Here is a 19218-nt window from a genome sequence, read left to right as displayed (position 1 = left end):
CTACCACTTTTACGTTGATCGGTCCGCCGTTGTAGTCATATTGTACTTTATCCAGGAATCCGTTCGCAACGATCGAATTCTCGGATGCCGATGTCAACTCCAATTCTCTTCCTCCGTTTCCGGTTCCGTCCAAACGCGTGATGCGCGGAGTCTGACCGTAAACTGAGTTTGCCTGAGAACCTCCCAATTCAGGAGCTATCTTGTGCGGAACTGCAGGAATACCAACTAATGGAGTTCCATCCGCATTAATACGTGAACGCAGGTATGGTTTTTTCTGTCCGTCTAAGTACTGTGCATCAGTCGGATCATACGGTTTATAGTTGTTGTATCCATATGCAACTGCCAGGTAGTAATAAGTTTTGAAGTTTACCAACTTACGATCACCCTGAGCAAATAAATCCTCAGTTACTCTGAACGTATGCTGGATACCCAAATCTGCACCTTTCACCTTTTCCACAGGGAATGAATAACCTAACTCCTCATCAAATTCGAAGTTAATCAATCGCTTCACTCCGTTCTTAACGTCACACTGAGCTACTAAACGAGCTACGGTCTGATCATCCAAATCAGTAATACCAACAGAAGCATCTTTCAACTGGAAAATTTGGTATCCTTCAAAACGATAGTTTTTATCGAAAATGATTGGGTTTCCATTTGGCAAAGTATCACCGGCACCATTCGGATCAACGATCCCAACGATATCTTCTTCAATATACTTCTCCTGATAGTTATTAGAGTTTTGCGGGTTATCCAGCATAATGATCAACTCATTACCCATTTCCTGGATCGTCATTACCGGGGCACTTGGCGGCTCCAAAATTCGGAAACAGTTGTCAAACAAAGCCTGAGCTTTCGTATCTGCTGTTTTCAATGCATTCACAGAAGAGAAAATTTCTCCTTCAAAGCTTCTTGCATACACGATACCAACTGTGATGTTGTTTACAGCTCCCGGACGCAATGTAAATGGTCCAGCAGACTGAACGAAACGACGGTCACCAGATGGGTTTGATGTAGATCCTGTTCCACAAGGTTCAAATTCTGACCAGTCAAATCCAGGGTCAACACCTGCTGTTGCCCAATTTAAAGTATCTGAATTTGCAGGGAACATATAGTTTGTCTCGATAGATCCCACACACGGTGCACCAGGGAATCCGGTACCACCATAGTACAACTGATCTCCAAACTGCCATAATCCCTGCATGTAGTTATAATACTGAGAAGATGATGTTGGATCCGATTGCCCTGCAGGCGCATTTGTTCCTGTATAGATCGTAAAGTTACGCATACCGTAACGCTCGTTATCAGCAATGTTATCTCCATAACCGATACCCAGACCACGGTAAACAATACCTTTGTTTGCGATAGCATCAGCCACAGTTGGAATAACCCACTGATTTGTAATGGTATCCATTACTGGTCCCGGGTTATCTACACCGTCAGCATCCTGGTAAGGCCCCTCAAAGAAGTCAACTCCGATTGCAGGAGGGTTTTGCCCGAATCCTGGTCGTCCTGAGTTTGGTTCATCATTTAAGTCACCATTATACATATAGCTCAATCCACGTGTAACGTCACATCCTGCATAGTCATCATTATAGTTACCTAAATCCGCATCAATATATTGAGAGAAGTAAGTATCATATAATGTTTGTGTACCACGGTTAATCAACTCGTAGTTATAGAAAGTCATTTTGTTAATCTCATCATCTGTTGCGAAAGCAAAAGCCTGAGCGTGAATTTCCATCCCGATAGGTTCACCCTGGGATTCCGTATGGATATTTCCTTTATCGTTAAATACCCACCAGTTAGTAACGTCACCAAACAAAGTTACGCGTCTGTCAGCTCCACAAGTAACGTCATCACGACCTAAGATATCATCATACCAAGGGTAATCTCCTTCTTCAGGTTCGTAGAACATATCGTTGTTCACATCATAGAAAGGTGCCAAAAACTGATCTTGTCCACGACCTACATCACCGTTACCCGGCCATGCATTGATCTGCGCAAGCGTTTCATTTGTTGGAGAAGGACAATCACCAGTTGTACAATTGTTGTAAGTAATAAATAAAATTACTCCGGCTTTTGTAATGGTAAAGATGTTGTCATACAACAAACACTGATCCGAGTCAACGGTGGCATCACCGAAATCTCGTCTTGCGGTATCACCCTGAGGTACGGACGGATCAAAGTTTCCGGTTCCAACGGTAGCAGTAAGCGGCCCTGGCCAGAAATCATTACCATCTCCACGGAACTTAACCGCAGCCAATTTTAATTGACCGTTAACGTCAGTTCCCCCCATCCAAAGAGCTCCTGCATAGATTACAGTTACTGCAGTTTCACTTCCTTTCTTTTTTGGAACGGTATACGTTGCCAATCCGTTAGCACGATCCAGGAAGAGTAAACCTCCGGTTTCAAGCTGACAGCTAACATCGTTAAAGTCCATAGTCTTACGGTAATTCGCAGGTGCGCAATTCGCGGCCTTTGCTGTTACCGTGGGTTTCGGCTTTCCAGCCGACTTCCCTTTCCCAAAATCATGATTGTATGCACTGGCTTGACCAATGAAACACATCGTAATTGCGAGCGATAAGTATTTAAATGTTCGTTTCATACTTTAATTTTTTTTCTTTCCTAGAAATCAAACTTAACTCCTAAGCGAATAGTTCTTGGCGCACTAATATTAAATGGATTTGCCACTTTCATTGCGTAATAATCTCTGAAAGACTGCTCGTCCAACTGGTTCTGGATAGAAGTTTGATATTGAGCAGCCGCTAAATATCCATCATCATTCCAGTTACCTGTAGCTCTATAAACACCTAGAACGTTCATTGTATTGAAAAGGTTGGTAACGCGAAGATAAACCTGCAAATATGTGGATTTCTTTTTACCATCTTTTCCAAAATCAATTCCAAAGGTACGGTCTAACTGCAAATCCAAACGGTACTGCCAAGGTAATCTTGAACCGTTTACTGTTCCGGTAATACCAGAAGTATTCGGATTAATCAAAGCATCCCCGGTAATATCCGTTTGTGAAGTGTAAGGAGAACCAGAGTAAATATTTGTAATAATGTTCAAACCTGTATTCTCAAGAATTTTAGCATCCCCGATCATTGGTCCGTTGTAATCTGCTCCTTCACCGTAACGGTAATCGAACGTAATTGCGAACGTGTGACGCTGATCGTAAGAATAAGGGAATACACTACGCAAGTTAGGTAAACCTGCTGTCTGAAGACCCGTAAGCAATGTTGCAGCAGAAGTTGCATCAGAACCTGTACCATCAGCAAACTGTAAGGTATACGCTGCAGTCATACGTACATTTCCTGTTCTACGAAGGTCATAAGAAACTGTCAAACCTTTTACTGTACCAAAATCACGGTTACCGAATGTACGGTATGTGTTCGGATAAGCTTCGAACACGTTAATCAACTGTACGTTGTTACGCTGTTCACGGTAGAAAGCAGAGATTTTCAAAGACGAGGTCTTAGATAATACCTGTTGGAAACCAATCTCATAATCGATCGTTTGCTCCGGCTTCAAATCCGGGTTGCTAATCGTATTTGTACGAGATTCGATGAATTGATAATCAATCGGGTTAAAGCGGTTACCTGTTGTAGGACGCTTCGTTAAGATGTCATAGTGAGCAAAGAAAGATGCTTCGTCTGAAATCGGGAATGAGAAAGCGATACGAGGCATTACATTAATTTGTGGCTTGTAATCCTGAAATGCATCTGCAGTCACTCTTTGATTAGTTGCAGCAGCAGGATCTTTCAACCAAGGTGAAATCCCTGTACCTCCACGGATCAATTTCGGATCCTCAATCGCAATACCGTTTGCATCGTACCACTGATCTCCGTTTCTGAATCCGTTAATTCTTGTCGGATTCGTTACATCGTCAACATAAACTACATAGTCGTCACCCATAGAAGTCGGAATAACCATGTTTCCGTATTTTGTAGGATCCGTTGCAATCAAAGCTCTTGCTTCAGTAACATTGTTAGCAGTATATACTAAGTATTTATCTTTCAATACAGGCTGGTTTGCATCGAATACGTCAACACGAACCCCTACGTTGAATACGATATCTTTGAATGCAAACTTATCCATGATGTAACCGGCGATGTATACCGGTTGGAATGCACCAATGAAACGTTTGTAGTTACCGTTTTCATCAAACTCATTGAAATACTTATTAATATCCGTATTTCCTTTTACTTTCTTTCCTGTGTGATCGTAACCGAAGTAATTAACATAGTTATTACCCTGGTTAAACAATTCGTCCGGAGAGAACATATCTAAAGAGAATGTACTTGGATCATACTGATCAATCACTACGTAATCCGTTCCAGCAGGATTAAATCCTAGTTTTTGACGAAGATTATAATCAAAGAAAGATTGTTTGTCATTTCCTTCCTGACCTGAGTAGTTACCAATCACACCATTTTGGTCAAGATCCTGGCCTGTTCTAATCTCCTGTCCGGCATTACCGACATTCATACGGTCATAGCTGTAACGTTGAAAAGCACCGAAATTCTCTACTTGACTAGGAATAGTATCTAACTCCGTAAGGTGGCTGTTTGCAAGCAAACGAGCTGTTGTCCAAAGTCCGATTGGTCCTTCATTTCCGCTTGACCAGCCTCTATCCCAACGTTGTTCGTATTCGAATCCTAATGAAAGAGAGTGATCTCCAAGGTTAACCGATCCTGATCCTGTAATACGGAACTGATCTTGTTCTGCTCTGCTGAAACCGTTATTAGGAGTACCGATGTTATTCCAGATTCCGTAAACAGAAGTAGGAACGTCACCATTTCTCAATGCACGTCCGTTTTGAACATCCAATAATGTTTCATAATTTCCAACAGGATTCCCTCTATACAAATCAAAATAGTTCTGTGTAATTGCAGCCAATGCTGAATTTGTTTGGGATGCCTCGAACTGAACCAGGTATTCCTGAGGAGTTGCAGTCTGGTAGTAATCACCATCAATGAACTCATAAGTAGGGCGATAATATCTTGTAAATTTCCCCACATGTCCATAGCTGAACAAATCGTATTTGTGCTGTCTATCGTAACTTTCAGTTTTTGTCTTCGAATAATCCACCATGATGGAGTAGAATGCTGACTTCACTTTAGAGCTTGACCCTTCTCTGTTATTAGAGAAACGCTGCGTGAAACGTCCGTAAACACGGTAATCCAATTGATTAAAGACCCCAAAATTTGTAAAGTTCAACAATGAACTCTCGTAATTATAATTACTTCCGAAGTTGTAGTTCAAAGATCCACCGAACGTCAAGTTTACTGACGGCCCTGTATTCACATCAATTTTTGCAGAAGCAGAAAGTACTGAACGAGCTGCGTTCATTCTCCATTTTGTTTTCTCAAAGTCACTTTCTCTCAGGTAATTAGCATTGTGGAATGTACCGTTACCAGTAGCACTTGCTCTAACCGGATTTTCTAACAAATAATCCCTAGCCTCTTTTTTGATGCGGTATGTCCCTCCATTTACAGGACGGCTGTCCAATTCATTCGTGTAGTTAACAGAAAGCAGGAAACCTAAGATAGGTTTTGTTTTCTTACCTGTAGAATCCTTTCTCATCAAAAGCGGCCCGGAAAGCAACCCTTCAACCAGGTTGTATCCGAACTTATCCAGCCCAATCACTTTTCCGTCATAACCGTTAGGATCTTTCCCTTTAAAGTAGAATCCTGAAGTTACTGCTTCCAATGAACCGAAGTACTTCGCAGAAGGACCACGAGTTGTTACAGCAATAATACCACCGGTTGCATCACCATAGTTGGCAGGCAAACCTCCGGTAATTACTGACACCTCTTCAATTGCTGATTTAGGCAAGTTAGAAGATCCGCGCACCTTAATACCGTCAATAAAGAAGTAAGTACCATCCGAACGAGAACCACGAACAGAAAGTTCTCCGGTTCCTTCATTCTCAGTTACACCACCTACCGTACTTGCAACACCTGCTGCAGAACGGGTTGGTAGACGTGAGATATCCTCACGCGTAATAGTCGCCCCGGAAGGACCACCATCTTTATTAATTAACGGAACCTTGTAGGCTACAACCACGACTTCATCGATTGCTTTCACATCGGTAGGAAGTCCAAGAGCAGTATTGTCCAGAAAGGTAATGCGGTCAGCATTCACGACAACTCCTTTAATAGCTGTCGGCTGATAACCTTCACCCGGATTACTGATCTCAACGTCGTAGGAACCTGGCGCCAGAGAGTTAAGCTGGAATTTACCGTCAAAATCGGTAGTCGTATTCCCCTTAACTGTTCCATTTTGCTTGATGACTATGATACAGTCGTATATAGCCTCCTTGCTGTCCTTATCAACAACGCTACCACGGATTGTTCCCAAACCTGATTGAGAATACCCGTAAGCCACTGTCAACAAGATACTTGCAAATAACAAGTTGAGTTTACGTAACATAAGTACAGTTTAATTTTACATCATTTTTATTGTAACAAAGCGTGTAAATATAGTAATTTTCGATTTGTTAACATTTCCTAAAAAACTTTTCTGTTTTGTAACAAATCAATCACCATTAACTTTTTGTTAACTTTTCAAAACCGCAAAAGCCTTTATTTTTAAGGATTTGTAACTAATTTTTAAAGCGGTTCATGGCCTGTATTCAGTGATTCCGACTTATATTTGCCGGATGTCTACCATTTCTATTATTAATTTAAATGCGGTTTCTATTTATTTAATGGAGATTGATTTTTCAGATTTACAGACCTATGAATCGGCTTTGAATGCGAAAGAGAAATCAAGACTGAAAAGTATTCGGCATCCTGAAAAGAAAATTGAATTCGCTGCTTCAAGATATCTGAAACATTATTTGTTTGGCGAGGCAAATATTGAGTATAACTCAACCGGAGCCCCCGAGATCGAAAATGTCGGATATATTTCAATTTCACATTGCAGCTCTCATGTGGTAATTGCAAAATGTACCGAACATTTAATCGGGGTAGATATCGAAGAAATCCGGGAAAAATCGGTCAAAACATCTCCACGATTTATTACCGAAAACGAAAAAGGATTCCTGGATCAGAAAAATGAAAAAGATATGTCTATGCTATGGTCATTCAAAGAATGTCTTTACAAGCTTTCCGATCGTAACCAACTCCTTTTTCAGAAGGATATTCTTGTTTATAAACGGGACGGGCGATTTTATGGGAGTATCCAAAAAACAGACGGTATTTATGAATACGAACTGCATGTTGAAAACTTTAAAAATATTTTAATAACTTTCAATTCGAGTAACGGAAAACTACTACATGAACATTCTGAATAAGATTCAATCGAAAATCGGACAATTGGCACTGCTGATTGACCCGGAAAAGACCAAAAACGAAGAGCATTTACTGGAACTTGTCAAAAAAGCGGAATTTGCACTCGTAGACTTCTTTTTTGTAGGGGGAAGCACGGTCACCCGAAAAGAAGTAGAATCCGTTGTTTCCAAACTCAAAAAAAATTCCACCATACCTATTGTCCTGTTTCCTGGATCCAGTAATCAGCTTTCCGAGCAAGCGGATGCCCTTCTGTTCCTGAATCTTATTTCAGGCAGAAATCCGGATTTTTTAATCGGTCATCATGTATCCTGCGCGGAAGAAGTTCTTGAAATGAACCTTGAGGTCATCCCCACCTCCTATATCCTGATTGACGGTGGAAAAATGACTTCTGTAGCTTATGTCAGCCAAACGACCCCAATCCCGCGTGAAAACAATTCAATTTCATTAAAAACAGGAATCGCCGGTTACCTGATGGGACAAAAACTAACTTATTTTGATGCAGGAAGCGGTGCACTTCAATCCGTACCGGTTCAACTGATCGATGAATTGAAGAAGAAAATTGACACACCCATTATTGTTGGCGGCGGAATCCGCTCGGTAGAACAAATTGAGCAGTATAAAGGCGCAGGTGCCAATGTGATTGTAATAGGTAACAAAATCGAAGAAAATATCGATTTTCTGCTGGACATAGCAACTTATCAAAAAAGTTCATTTAGAGCAGATTAGAGAAACCTGTACCGTTTAATCAGCATCAAACACACTTCACTAAATGATCAGTTGTATAATCTCATTGTTAAAAATAATTAAAGTATATTTACCCGTTGTGAACTGTAAAAACCAGGAGTCATATGCTTTCACGCGGAATTCAAACCGCTGATTACAAGCATATTAATTAAGTAACAAAGCCAAAAAAACTCCGGGTTCGACGCAGCTTTGCACAAACACATTTTCTAGTAAAATGTAAATTAAGTTGATAAAAACAATGTTGAATCTATTAAATTGTTAAACATGCGCAAAAAATTACTTTTGGGTGTATTTTCATTAATTGGGGTGATTTCAACTGGGAAATCATTTGCTCAGGAAACACACTTCACTTGCGGAAGTCATACACAAATGAAAAAGTTGTATGCCGAAAATCCGGGATTGGAGGAAGATTACAAAAAACTTCTAAATCGGTATAAAGAAAACCGGGTTATTAACGGAAAATCTACGACAGTACGTGTAATTCCTATTGTTTTCCATATTGTTCACGAATATGGTGTAGAAAACGTAACAGATCAACAAATTCAGGATCAAATGACCATTCTGAATGAGGATTTCCTTAAAATGAATGCTGACACGAATATTGTGATTGCTCCGTTCGATACAATTATCGGAGATGCTTACATTGAATTCCGTTTAGCTACTTTAGACCCTTGGGGAAATTGTACGAACGGTATTGAGCATATTTACAACCACAACACAAACCAGGGAGATGACTATTCCAAATTAAGTCAGTGGGACAGAGACAAATATCTGAATGTTTGGTTAACTAAAACAATCGGATCTGCAGGAGTTGCAGGTTATGCTTACTATCCGACAGGTGTTACCGGAACAGGTTTCTTCAGAGATGGTATCATCATCCTTCACGACTATGTAGGAAGTATCGGTACAGGTTCTCCGGGACGTTCAAGAGCTTTGACTCACGAGATCGGTCACTGGTTAGGATTGGCTCACACATGGGGGAATGATAACGATCCTGGAAGCTCAGCTAGCTGTGGGCAGGACGACGGAATCAAAGATACTCCTAACTGTATCGGTATGACTTCTTGTAACCTTTCTATGAACTCATGTGACGATACACAAACACTTGATTCATACTGGGGAGCTTTTGATCCGGTTGACAATGCTCAAAACTACATGGATTATTCTTACTGTTCGGTGATGTTTACAAAAGGACAGGCAGATTTCATGAATAACGTATTAGACCAGGAAACAAGTGGCCGTAGTAATTTATTCACAGCTGCAAACCTGGCTGAAACAGGAACAAGTACAACAACTCCTGTTACATGTGCACCTCTTGCAGATTTTTACGTTGACGTAAATGGTGCAATCAGTAACACAGGAGCGAACGCAAATGTGATGTCTGCTTGTGTAAACGACCCGATTGCTTTCAAAGATGCTTCATGGAAAGCCGGTGTAACATCTTGGGCATGGAGCTTCCCGGGAGCAACACCATCTACTTCAACAAGTCAAAACCCTACGGTGACTTATGCTGCACCGGGATGGTATGACGTTACCTTAACTGTTTCGAACAGTGTTGGTTCAGATACAAAAACAATCAACCATATGGTTTACATCCAGGGAGACTGGGCAGAATACACAGGACCAAGAACAGAAGATTTTAACCAGAATGCAAACTTCTGGATCTCTTTGAACCCTGAAAACAATGACGCTTCTTTCCAACGTGTTACTTCAGGTGGAAGACAAAACTCTGCTTGTTTTAAATTGAATAACTGGAAAGATGTATCAAATGCTCAAATGTTTACTGATGACTGGTATTACTATGACCGTCTTGCAAACTCTAAGGATTATTTGATCACTCCGGCTTTGGACTTAAGAAGCACTTCAAATGTTAACATCTCATTTGATTACGCTTACGGTACAAAAGCTACTGCAACAACTGATATTACTGAGAAATTAGTCGTTTATTACTCAAGAGACTGTGGTAAAACATGGGTTCAAAAAACATCTCTTACAGGTGCTGCTTTAGTTACTGCCGGATATGTTGGAAATACGGACTACACTCCAAACAACGATCTTCAGTGGAAAACAGTTAGCTTTACTCACACTCCGACAGCTGCGGATAACAAAATCAAATTCAAAATTGAATTTACCGCATCGGATTTCTCTTCCAACTTCTATTTCGATAACTTCAATGTTTCCGGAACACTAGGAATTGAAGACAATGGTGTGTTATCTACAATTTCAATTGCTCCAAACCCTGTTGCTACAGGTTCTGATTTGGCTGTTGAAGTACCTACTGCTGCAAACGGAATGAAACTAATTGTAATGGATTTAAAAGGTGCAATTATCTCAACTACTGAGGTTCCTGCTTCTTCCGGAGTTCAAACAGTAAACATTCCTATGAACGTTGCAAAAGGATGCTACATTCTCAACGCTGTTCAGGGAGCTGCAAAATCTACTCACCGAGTAGTTGTTTATTAATAAAGATTCAACTTATATATAAAAAGACCCCGACATTATCGTCGGGGTTTTTTTTATGCCAGGCCGGAACGCTATTCGACTGGAAATTACTATTTTCACTTTATGAACACCCGTGTTACATTTGCTACTCCTTATCCTTTTCAAAGACCCGCATTCATAGGAATACGCGAATACAGTTTTGTTAACTCACATGGCGATGACTACAGTGTACAATTCGTTCAGAAGAATAACCGGATCACGAACTACATTGTCGATCTAAGTATTAAGAACCAAGATCAGGACGAGTATCAAACTATGAATACAGGAGATGTTTATCGGGTTATGGCGACAGTCGTTTCTATCATACTTGATTTTATCGAACAAACGCCGTATTGTCAGAGCATCGAATTTGTTCCGGTCTCAGAAAACGATCATTTATCCAATAGAAGATCAATCCTGTTCCTTCGCTATGTGCAGCTATTCAAAACACTTACCGGCTGGGATTATAAAATAAACAACGGCGTCTTTACCCTCAGTCGTCCGAAAACAAAATAATTTACCTTATTTTGCAGTATGAAGTTTGAAGAATTAAACAATCGGCTGGAAAATACACTTGCAGAACTTGGCCGTGAGCACTACACTGAAAAGCAGGAAAAACTGATCAAACTTTCCAAACAGGGAAAAAACCAGTTAATCTTCACTTCCATTGACCAGGAATTAATCGACGGACTTCATTTTATTTCATTCATGCGAGCTCCCGAAATGCTGGAAGGTTCCCCGCGCGTTTTATGGTTTACTCCTTCCTGGGAAAGTGCTCGCGAAAAAGTGAAATCGTTTCAGCTATTAATGAAACGGACCGATGTTACCATCGAAATTGCAGATGATAAAGGAAAAATCATCGAGCAGCGCAATGCCATTTTTGAAGGAGCAGAAATCATCATTGGAAACCCGAAACGGATCCTGGAATTGTACAATCAAAACGGCATACACATCAATCAGTTAAGCCTTGTAATTATTGACCAGCTGGAAACACTTTGTAAAGACCCGTTGATCCTGCAGACTATCAGAAGAATCTCGGAGAGCCTTCCTAAATGCCAGAAAATTCTCCTTTCCGAAGGAACTCACAACAGGCTGGAAGCTTTTTGCGAAGATATTTGTACCTTTTACGAAACTTCCGAATTATAGAAAATATGATAGCCAAACAATTAAAAGCCATTTCAAACGTCTGTTATGTCCTCGGAATGGCATGTGCTATCTTACTTTACACTCAGAATACTTTTGGAATTCCCAGTGCAATCCGAGTTGGATTCTATGTTTTCGGAGGCACCGGACTGCTTTTAAGCCTGATCCAATTCCGTTTTATCCCGGAAGATAAATGGGAAGACTTTAATATTTTATTCTGGATCGGATCATTGGTCATCTTTATTGGGTTCGTATTCCAAACACTTCATTTAAGGTATTTTACCTATATTTTGATCGCAGGTTTTGCCATCACAGGATTTTCTTTTTTCGTCAACCCTTTCAGGAAAGACAAGGACGAAGAAGACGACTTGTTAGACAACTAATTACAGACAAACAACTATTCAAAATATTTTTAATTTAGCAAAAACCAATCCATTGCTATTTGCGTATTTGATTTACTGAAACATTGCACTAAACCGGCATGGTGAAAAATTATCTCCTTGTATTTCTTCTCTCTGTTGTTCATTTTATCTCGAACTCCCAGGTTTCTATAACCCAGCACGATGATTTCCTGAAACTGGAAGAAGATCAGTTGAGATACTATGTTGCCTCTTCCAGGGAATCCACTCTTCAGGAAATAAAACCTCATTTAAAAGCATTCAAACCGATCAATTCCCGGATGGTGAACCTGGGATTTGAAACGAAAGATGTCTGGTTCTATTTCGAAACGAAAAACCTTTCGGATTCCCGGCTTATCCGCATGCTCAAATTGAGCAACCCCATCATTGATGAAGTAGATGTATATAAACGGATAGGAAACAGTACATTCGTTCCGATTGCGAAGGGAGGCGACCAACGTCCGTTTGCATGGCGCTACAACGGAAACCGTGAATTGATCTTTCCGCTCCGCCTTGATCCGCACAGCACGAATGGTTTTTTATTCCGGGTGAACAATGGCGGAGAACAGTTTTACTTTCAAAGTTCTCTTGAAAAAGGTTCTTACATTCAGGTGAAGCACGGAAACAAACAGGTATTCTACGGGCTGCTTTTCGGGGTGATGATCTTTATCATTATCCTCAACCTGGCAATCGGTATTCTGTTCCGACAGCGGATCGCCTACATTTACACACTATACGGAGCTTCTTTTACCCTGCTCCAGATGTCTTTACTTGGATTCGGTACAACCTGGCTCTGGACAGATCAATACTTTATTTCAAACAGGGCCAATCCCTTCTTTGCATCACTGGGAGTTCTTTTCTTCCTGAATTTCACCTATCGCTACCTGGAACTACAGATCAATACTCCCAAGATCAAACCCATTGTACGGTTCATCCAGACAGTATTACTGATCAATGTAGTAATCAGTCTTATTCCGGGAACGACATTCATGAATATTTCAGCTGTTACCGTCAACGCAATGACACTCATTCTGAACCTGTTCATTATTTACCCATTGATCGTTACGCTGAGAACAGGTTCCCGCACTGCCAAATCCTATTTGATCGCATTTTCCATTCTGCAGATTTCTGTTTTTGCATTTGTGCTGCGGAATTTCGGAGTGATACCAAACAGTTTCCTGGCAGACAACGGCTTGCAGATCGGGTTTGCGGTGGAAATGATCATTTTAACATTCGGGATCCTGCAGCGATTTAAGATCATGAACGATGCATCTATCTCTGTACTGGCAGAAGCCAATGAACTTAAAGAAAACCTGAACATCCAATTGGAAGCGGAAGTGGAATTGAGAACGAAGGAAGTCATTGAGCAGCGCAATGAGCTGGAACAGAAAAATGCGGAGATCACCAGCAGTATCCAATATGCAAAACGCATCCAAAATGCTTTACTTCCAAGCAACTCCTATTACAAGAACCTGATCCCCAATTTAAAAGTTTTCTATTATCCGAAAGACATTGTAGCCGGTGATTTCTATTGGGTTAAACGAATCCGCATCGGGGACGAGGTTTGGAAATTTGCCGCTGTCGCAGACTGCACCGGACATGGAGTTCCGGGAGCAATGATGAGTGTCTTGTGCATGAACGCTCTCAATGAGTCCAGTCGCTTACTGGAAATTGCTGATCCCGCCGACCTGTTGACCCGTGTAAGTTCCTACCTGAAAAATTACTTATTGACGACAGATGGGATGGAATTATCAGATGGTATGGACATTTCAGTAGTCTGCTACAATGCTGAAAAACAGATATTGCGATTCTGTGGGGCCAATAATCCGCTATGGATCTTAAATTCCGACGAAATAAAGGTTCTTAAACCAACAAAAAGACCCGTTGGAAAATCAGAATCCAGTCTGGCTTTTGAGCTCCATGAAATGAGTTACGAAAAGAATCAGCGCATCTTACTATTCTCCGACGGATGTATCGACCAATTCGGAGAAAAAACCGGTAAAAAACTTAAAACACCGGGATTAAAAAAGCTTGTCCTGGACCAATACGATGCAAATCCGCAAAATCACCTGAAGCAAATTGAACAAAGCTTATTCAGATGGATGGGATCGGAAGAACAATTGGATGATATCTGCATGATGCTGATAGACCTGGACTAAAAGCTTGCTTTCAGGCTCATGTCCAAACTATCAAAACTGTGTGTTAATGCACCAACAGATATAAAGTCAACCCCTGTTTCCGCAAAAGAACGAATCGTTTCCCGGGTGATTCCACCGGAAGCTTCTGTTTCATAGCGCTTATCAATGATCTCAATGGCTTCTTTGAGCAGCTCGGGAGTAAAATTATCCAGCATAATACGGTCAACCATTCCCGTTTCAAGCACCTGATTCAATTCCGCAATATTGCGTACTTCAATTTCAACTTTCAGGGATTTTCCGGTACTTTTCAGGTATTCCCGCGTTCGAAGGATCGCTTCTTTGATTCCACCCGCAAAATCCACATGATTGTCTTTCAACATAATCATATCATACAGCGCAAAACGGTGGTTCATCCCTCCCCCGATACGTACAGCCCATTTTTCCATGTAGCGAACTCCGGGAGTTGTTTTTCGCGTATCGAGCAACCTGGTTTGAGTACCTTCCAATAAATCCACATAGCTCTTTGTCTGCGTAGCAATTCCTGACATGCGCTGCATAAAGTTCAACAAAGTACGTTCAGCCGCTAATATGGAACGGGCACTTCCTTTCAAATAAAAAGCAACATCTCCGGGCTTTACTGAAGTTCCGTCAGCTAAAAGTTCTTCAAAAACAAGGTTCGGATCTACCAGCTCGCATACTTTTTTGGCTACTTCCACTCCGGCAAGAATCCCGGTATCTTTCACCAATAATTTTGCAATTCCCGAAGCATTGGAAGGAATACACGCTAATGAGGAATGGTCACCATCACCCAAATCTTCCTGAAGGGCGTTTTTTATAATCTCGTCAAACATAGAACAAAGTTAATTCAAAATGCAAAATGACGAATTCAAAAACGCTCTTTTGAATTACTCGATAGAGAGTGATTCGATCTTCAACTCGGAATTAATGTGTTTCCATTTGATGGTTACGCGAAAGGATTCGCTTTTAGAGATATAAATTCCCGTAGTCAGTGGAGAATCATCACTTTCCTTTCCTTTAAAAGTAAAACGAAAGCTGGAAACGGGTTTCCGGTTAAAGAAATCTTTCAACAATTGAGTGGCTTGTGATTGAGCATAAACCCCTTCTCTTCCCTGAATTTGAAGCAGGATCTTGTCTTTTCCGTAGGAAACAATTTTAGCTGCATCTTCCCTGCCAAATGCTTGTTCCACAGCCGTGAAATTTGCATCCGTAACAGTATGAAGAGATAAAACCAAGGAAGCTATAAGTGATAAAATAAAGCCCATATTTCAATTGTTATTTGAACCTGCATCAACAAATATAATGCCTAAAATGAAATTCCGCTAATTCTCTACCATTTTCATAGATTATCTTTCTTTCTGCGGAGGAATAACTTAAAAAAACGGCCTTCGCTCCAACTCGCCTGGGGCACTAACTACAATTTTCGTATATTCGTCGCATGCAGGTAACACTACTTTGTATTGGCAAAACGGGAAAGAAATTCCTGGAAGAAGGAGAACAGGAATACTTAAAACGGCTTCGCCATTATATTTCATTCCAAATGCAGATTATTCCGGACATCAAACAAGCCAAAAGTTTATCCCAAAATCAGGTCAAACAGCGTGAAGGAGAATTGATCCTTGAAAAAGTAGGTGCTGCAGACACACTTATTCTTTTGGATGAAAAAGGCAAGGAATACAGTTCCCTGGATTTTTCCAACTACCTCCAGGATCAATTTAACCGTGGTGGAAAACACATTTTCTTTGTTGTTGGCGGACCTTACGGGTTCAGTGATGACGTTTACCAGCGCGCAAACGGAAAAATCTCATTATCCCGAATGACTTTTTCCCATCAAATGATCCGCTTGTTTTTCATTGAACAGGTATATCGTGCAATGACTATTTTGAGAAACGAACCTTATCATCACCAATAGGTATGTTTGAGTTTTTCGACAGTGTTGATATTGTTTCATTCGTAGGATGGCTGCTGATTTTCATAATCATTGCTCACGTTATTCATGCAAACAATAAACAGAACCCTGAATATCGCTTCTTCCTGATGCATTTCTATTGGAAAATCGGAATGGGGCTGGCGTTCGGACTGGTCTATATCCTCTATTATGAAAGGCATGGTGATACTGTTTTCTACTGGCAGGGTGCTAAAAAACTGAACCTCTTACTATTCGACAACCCCCGGGCTTACTGGCATGAATTAGTTTCTACCCCGCCAAGGGATTACATTCCGAACTATTTTTTCAGGGTCGGAAAACCGCCAAGCTGGATTTACACCGAGCCAAACTCTTGGTTTGTCTGCAAAATCGCCAATTTCCTGTCATTCTTCTCTTTTGGAAGTTACCTGACGCTCAACCTGTTCTTCTCGGTAATATCCGCAAGTATTTCATGGAAGTTCTTCCGATACATGAATAAAGTCCTGCTTACAAAAACCAGCTACGTGGCACTGGCATGCTTATTCATTCCTTCGGTAGCATTTTGGTGCACCGGACTTATCAAAGACACCATTGCAATTTGTGCCATATTCGTATTGACAATGTGCATTCTTAAAATCATTCGAAAAGAATATAAATCCCTCGCAGGAATTCTCTTCAGCCTGCTTCTATCTTATTACCTGCTCTATTCGATCAGGCCCTTCCTGGTAATCTGTACAGTCATTCCCCTATTGATGATTTTGATATTTAAAGTCAACAAGAACAAATCATTCGTCATTAAATTCTTAACCCGGATTGTCGGGATCTCTTTAGCTATAGGAAGTATCGCCTATTATTTCAGTAGTGCAGCCTCCTTCGGGGAATATTCTGCAGAATCTGTATTTCAAACAGCTGAAGTAATCCAAAAGGACATGCTGAATAATGCGGGTTATACCGGAAAAAGGTACTACCTGAGCATCGAAGAGTTTGTAGGTGTCAATCTCCTGTTGGTTGCTCCCGAGGCAATTATCACAGCGCTTTTCCGGCCTTTTTTATGGGAAGCCGACGGAATTTTCATCTTGCTGAACGGGTTGGAGAACCTCTTTATTCTCTATTTATGCATTCGTTTCTTCGTATCCCGAAAACAGGGACTCGCTAACAACACCGAATTACGGGATAATGCCTTCTATTTGTATGCCTTGTTCCTGGTTTTAATTTTGGGTTATTTCGTAGGGTTGACTTCCGGACTTTTCGGGACACTTGTCCGCTTAAAAACCCCGATCATGCCTTTTTTCCTTTTAATAATACTTTACAAATGGGTTGACCCCGAAAAGTGGTTAAACCAATCAAAAACTCGTGAGTCTGAAAAAACTGTTAACCAATAAAATCGGAGAAAGTCTGCTAATTGGCTTCATTCTCCTGTTCCGTTCTAAAGATTGGACCTATAAATTCGTGCCCTCCAATACCTTGTATAAAAACGGAACAATCCGGAATGTCAAAAGAAACGGCATCTATTACAGACTCGATATAAGCGATTACCAGGAATGGCTGATCTTCTTCTACTGCAAATCCGATTCCAGCGAACATGTACTGGAATACCTGGGTCAGTCAATCCATGTTTTTGACATCGGTGCAAATATTGGTCAGACCGCATTCAATATGGCCCAAAAACAAAAAATGAAAGGCTTGAACGCAGTTATTCATGCTTTTGAGCCATACCCTAGAACTTTTGAAAAGCTGAAAACAAACAGTTCCCTAAACCAAAACATCGCGGTCAAAGCTTACAATCTTGGTCTGGGAGAAGAAAAAGGAAAGCTTTACATGATGCAGCACAGCCCTTCAAACAGCGGGGGGTTCCGCATGACAGAAGACAGGCAAAACAGTGTTGAAGTAGCAATAACGACCTTTGATGAATTTATTTCCGAACAAGGGATTCCTGCGGTAGACTTTATTAAAATCGATGTGGAAGGGTTTGAGGTCCAGGTATTAAAAGGTGCACTCCAATCTATCAAAAAGTTCAAACCCGTTGTAATATTTGAATACAGCCTGGAAAACATCCGGGCACAAGGCGGTCATATCAAAGGGATCTTTGAAGAACTCCAAAACATGAACTATAAAATCAAGTCGAAAGAAGGAATCGAAGATCTGAATGCAATCCTGGAACTGCCCGTTCAAACCGATTTGATCTGTATCCCGAATTAACGATTCGGCAACACGAAGTGCAGATTTTTATGTAAATTGGCAACATATTTTTGTAAATGTATCCTGAAGACAAGTATCTATTAGAAATAAAGCCCAAAAGCAAATTCAGTTTTGGTTTTAAAGAGATCTTAAGTTATTGGGAACTGCTTTATTTTTTCACCTGGAGAGAGATCAAGGTCAAATACAAACAAACAGTACTGGGCTTTCTTTGGGTCATTCTGCAGCCAGTACTGATGACACTTGTTTTCACATTTTTCCTGGGCTCGGCAATTACCAATATGACCAAATTGAACATTCCTTATCCCCTTTTCGCTTTAAGCGGAATGGTAATCTGGAGTTTTTTCAGTTCCGGCTTGTCAAACGCGGCCAATTCCATGGTCAACAATTCGAATATTATCAAAAAGGTCTATTTCCCGCGTTTGATTATTCCTTTTTCAGCCATTCTCAGCTCAAGCATCGATTTTATGATTAGTCTGGGGCTTTTATTCGCAGCACTTTTATACTTCGGGGCTCCGGTCAACTGGCTGCACTTACTTTATCTGCCATTGGCACTGATCATGATCTCATTTGCAACTCTGGGAATCGGAATGTTCCTGGCAGCTTTGAATATCAAATACCGCGATGTGAGATACATGCTCCCGTTCTTTATCCAGGGAATGCTCTTTATCTCGCCGATCATGTTCCCGGTATCCATTTCAAATAACGCTATCGCAACAACCATTTTACAATTCAATCCGGTTGCGGGGGCACTTGAATTGATCCGAAGTATTTTCGGGAACTACGAACTGAACTGGATGACTGTCGGATACAGCAGTATTTCCACCCTTGTGTTCTTTTTGATCGGGTTGTATTACTTCCGGAAAACGGAAGCGTATTTTGCCGATTTAGCATAA

At 40.8% G+C, this 19218-nt stretch carries 14 protein-coding genes and 1 pseudogene; 11 read left to right on the top strand and 4 right to left on the bottom strand.

Annotation, left to right across the window (positions count from 1 at the left end; translation table 11 throughout):
- Together QZT69_RS06610 and QZT69_RS06605 are read right to left on the bottom strand one after the other, a co-directional pair.
- A pseudogene (locus tag QZT69_RS06610) lies at positions 1 to 2605 on the bottom strand (T9SS C-terminal target domain-containing protein); the annotation flags it as partial.
- A 20-nt stretch (positions 2606 to 2625) separates the two neighbouring features.
- The gene (locus QZT69_RS06605) at positions 2626 to 6435 is read right to left on the bottom strand and encodes a carboxypeptidase regulatory-like domain-containing protein (RefSeq protein WP_294672025.1); all 3810 of its coding nucleotides are present in this window, start codon (positions 6433 to 6435) and stop codon (positions 2626 to 2628) included.
- Between the two features lie 229 nt (positions 6436 to 6664).
- Here QZT69_RS06605 and QZT69_RS06600 point away from each other — a divergent pair, with 229 nt between their 5' ends.
- The 7 genes from QZT69_RS06600 to QZT69_RS06570 all read left to right on the top strand — a co-directional run bounded on the left by QZT69_RS06600 (position 6665) and on the right by QZT69_RS06570 (position 14223).
- Complete coding sequence (locus QZT69_RS06600) at positions 6665 to 7300, top strand: 4'-phosphopantetheinyl transferase superfamily protein (RefSeq protein WP_294672022.1); 636 nt, start codon at positions 6665 to 6667, stop codon at positions 7298 to 7300.
- A complete protein-coding gene (locus QZT69_RS06595; protein WP_294672019.1) occupies positions 7284 to 8024 on the top strand; it encodes a geranylgeranylglyceryl/heptaprenylglyceryl phosphate synthase in 741 nt (246 codons plus the stop codon). Before QZT69_RS06600 ends, QZT69_RS06595 begins: the two co-directional genes overlap by 17 nt.
- Positions 8025 to 8306: 282 nt before the next feature.
- A complete protein-coding gene (locus tag QZT69_RS06590) occupies positions 8307 to 10505 on the top strand; it encodes a M43 family zinc metalloprotease (protein ID WP_294672016.1) in 2199 nt (732 codons plus the stop codon).
- 102 nt (positions 10506 to 10607) lie between these two features.
- Positions 10608 to 11039, top strand: a complete 432-nt coding sequence (locus QZT69_RS06585; protein WP_294672013.1) for a hypothetical protein — start codon at positions 10608 to 10610, stop codon at positions 11037 to 11039.
- An 18-nt stretch (positions 11040 to 11057) separates the two neighbouring features.
- A complete protein-coding gene (locus tag QZT69_RS06580) occupies positions 11058 to 11669 on the top strand; it encodes a DEAD/DEAH box helicase (protein ID WP_294672010.1) in 612 nt (203 codons plus the stop codon).
- A 5-nt stretch (positions 11670 to 11674) separates the two neighbouring features.
- Positions 11675 to 12049 (top strand): hypothetical protein, encoded by a 375-nt coding sequence (locus QZT69_RS06575; protein WP_294672007.1) that lies wholly within the window; start codon positions 11675 to 11677, stop codon positions 12047 to 12049.
- Between the two features lie 101 nt (positions 12050 to 12150).
- Entirely contained in the window at positions 12151 to 14223 is a 2073-nt protein-coding gene (locus QZT69_RS06570; RefSeq protein WP_294672005.1) for a 7TM diverse intracellular signaling domain-containing protein, read from the top strand.
- Here QZT69_RS06570 and nadC read toward each other — a convergent pair.
- Positions 14220 to 15053 carry a carboxylating nicotinate-nucleotide diphosphorylase gene (gene nadC / locus QZT69_RS06565; RefSeq protein ID WP_294672002.1) on the bottom strand — a complete coding sequence of 278 codons (834 nt, stop codon included), beginning with the start codon at positions 15051 to 15053 and terminating at the stop codon, positions 14220 to 14222. The genes QZT69_RS06570 and nadC overlap by 4 nt on opposite strands.
- A gap of 54 nt (positions 15054 to 15107) precedes the next feature.
- Positions 15108 to 15485: a DUF4783 domain-containing protein gene (locus QZT69_RS06560; RefSeq protein ID WP_294671999.1), complete on the bottom strand. Its 378-nt coding sequence runs from the start codon at positions 15483 to 15485 to the stop codon at positions 15108 to 15110.
- A gap of 173 nt (positions 15486 to 15658) precedes the next feature.
- On the opposite strand from QZT69_RS06560, the gene rlmH reads away from it, so the two are divergent.
- Genes rlmH through QZT69_RS06540 form a run of 4 tightly spaced genes read left to right on the top strand, consistent with a single transcriptional unit; the run spans position 15659 to position 19218 of the window.
- Positions 15659 to 16132 carry a 23S rRNA (pseudouridine(1915)-N(3))-methyltransferase RlmH gene (gene rlmH / locus QZT69_RS06555; RefSeq protein ID WP_294671997.1) on the top strand — a complete coding sequence of 158 codons (474 nt, stop codon included), beginning with the start codon at positions 15659 to 15661 and terminating at the stop codon, positions 16130 to 16132.
- A 2-nt stretch (positions 16133 to 16134) separates the two neighbouring features.
- A complete protein-coding gene (locus QZT69_RS06550) occupies positions 16135 to 17508 on the top strand; it encodes a hypothetical protein (protein ID WP_294671995.1) in 1374 nt (457 codons plus the stop codon).
- Entirely contained in the window at positions 17480 to 18325 is an 846-nt protein-coding gene (locus tag QZT69_RS06545; protein ID WP_294671992.1) for an FkbM family methyltransferase, read from the top strand. The genes QZT69_RS06550 and QZT69_RS06545 overlap by 29 nt, the downstream gene beginning before the upstream one ends.
- 56 nt (positions 18326 to 18381) lie before the next feature.
- On the top strand, positions 18382 to 19218 hold the full coding sequence (locus QZT69_RS06540) for an ABC transporter permease (protein WP_294671990.1): 837 nt from the start codon (positions 18382 to 18384) through the stop codon (positions 19216 to 19218).

It is taken from the genome of uncultured Fluviicola sp. (assembly GCF_902168135.1).
Taxonomy (GTDB): domain Bacteria; phylum Bacteroidota; class Bacteroidia; order Flavobacteriales_D; family Crocinitomicaceae; genus Fluviicola.
The sequence above is the reverse complement of the archived record's forward strand: the minus strand, read 5'-3'. Positions and strand labels throughout refer to the sequence as shown.

Coding starts and splice junctions, on each gene's coding strand:
- rlmH (WP_294671997.1), top strand. CDS start 15,659: ATGCAGGTAACACTACTTTGTATTGGCAAAACGGGAAAGAAATTCCTG.
- QZT69_RS06595 (WP_294672019.1), top strand. CDS start 7,284: ATGAACATTCTGAATAAGATTCAATCGAAAATCGGACAATTGGCACTG.
- nadC (WP_294672002.1), bottom strand. CDS start 15,053: ATGTTTGACGAGATTATAAAAAACGCCCTTCAGGAAGATTTGGGTGAT.
- QZT69_RS06580 (WP_294672010.1), top strand. CDS start 11,058: ATGAAGTTTGAAGAATTAAACAATCGGCTGGAAAATACACTTGCAGAA.
- QZT69_RS06540 (WP_294671990.1), top strand. CDS start 18,382: ATGTATCCTGAAGACAAGTATCTATTAGAAATAAAGCCCAAAAGCAAA.
- QZT69_RS06585 (WP_294672013.1), top strand. CDS start 10,608: ATGAACACCCGTGTTACATTTGCTACTCCTTATCCTTTTCAAAGACCC.
- QZT69_RS06550 (WP_294671995.1), top strand. CDS start 16,135: ATGTTTGAGTTTTTCGACAGTGTTGATATTGTTTCATTCGTAGGATGG.
- QZT69_RS06600 (WP_294672022.1), top strand. CDS start 6,665: ATGTCTACCATTTCTATTATTAATTTAAATGCGGTTTCTATTTATTTA.
- QZT69_RS06575 (WP_294672007.1), top strand. CDS start 11,675: ATGATAGCCAAACAATTAAAAGCCATTTCAAACGTCTGTTATGTCCTC.
- QZT69_RS06605 (WP_294672025.1), bottom strand. CDS start 6,435: ATGTTACGTAAACTCAACTTGTTATTTGCAAGTATCTTGTTGACAGTG.
- QZT69_RS06590 (WP_294672016.1), top strand. CDS start 8,307: ATGCGCAAAAAATTACTTTTGGGTGTATTTTCATTAATTGGGGTGATT.
- QZT69_RS06560 (WP_294671999.1), bottom strand. CDS start 15,485: ATGGGCTTTATTTTATCACTTATAGCTTCCTTGGTTTTATCTCTTCAT.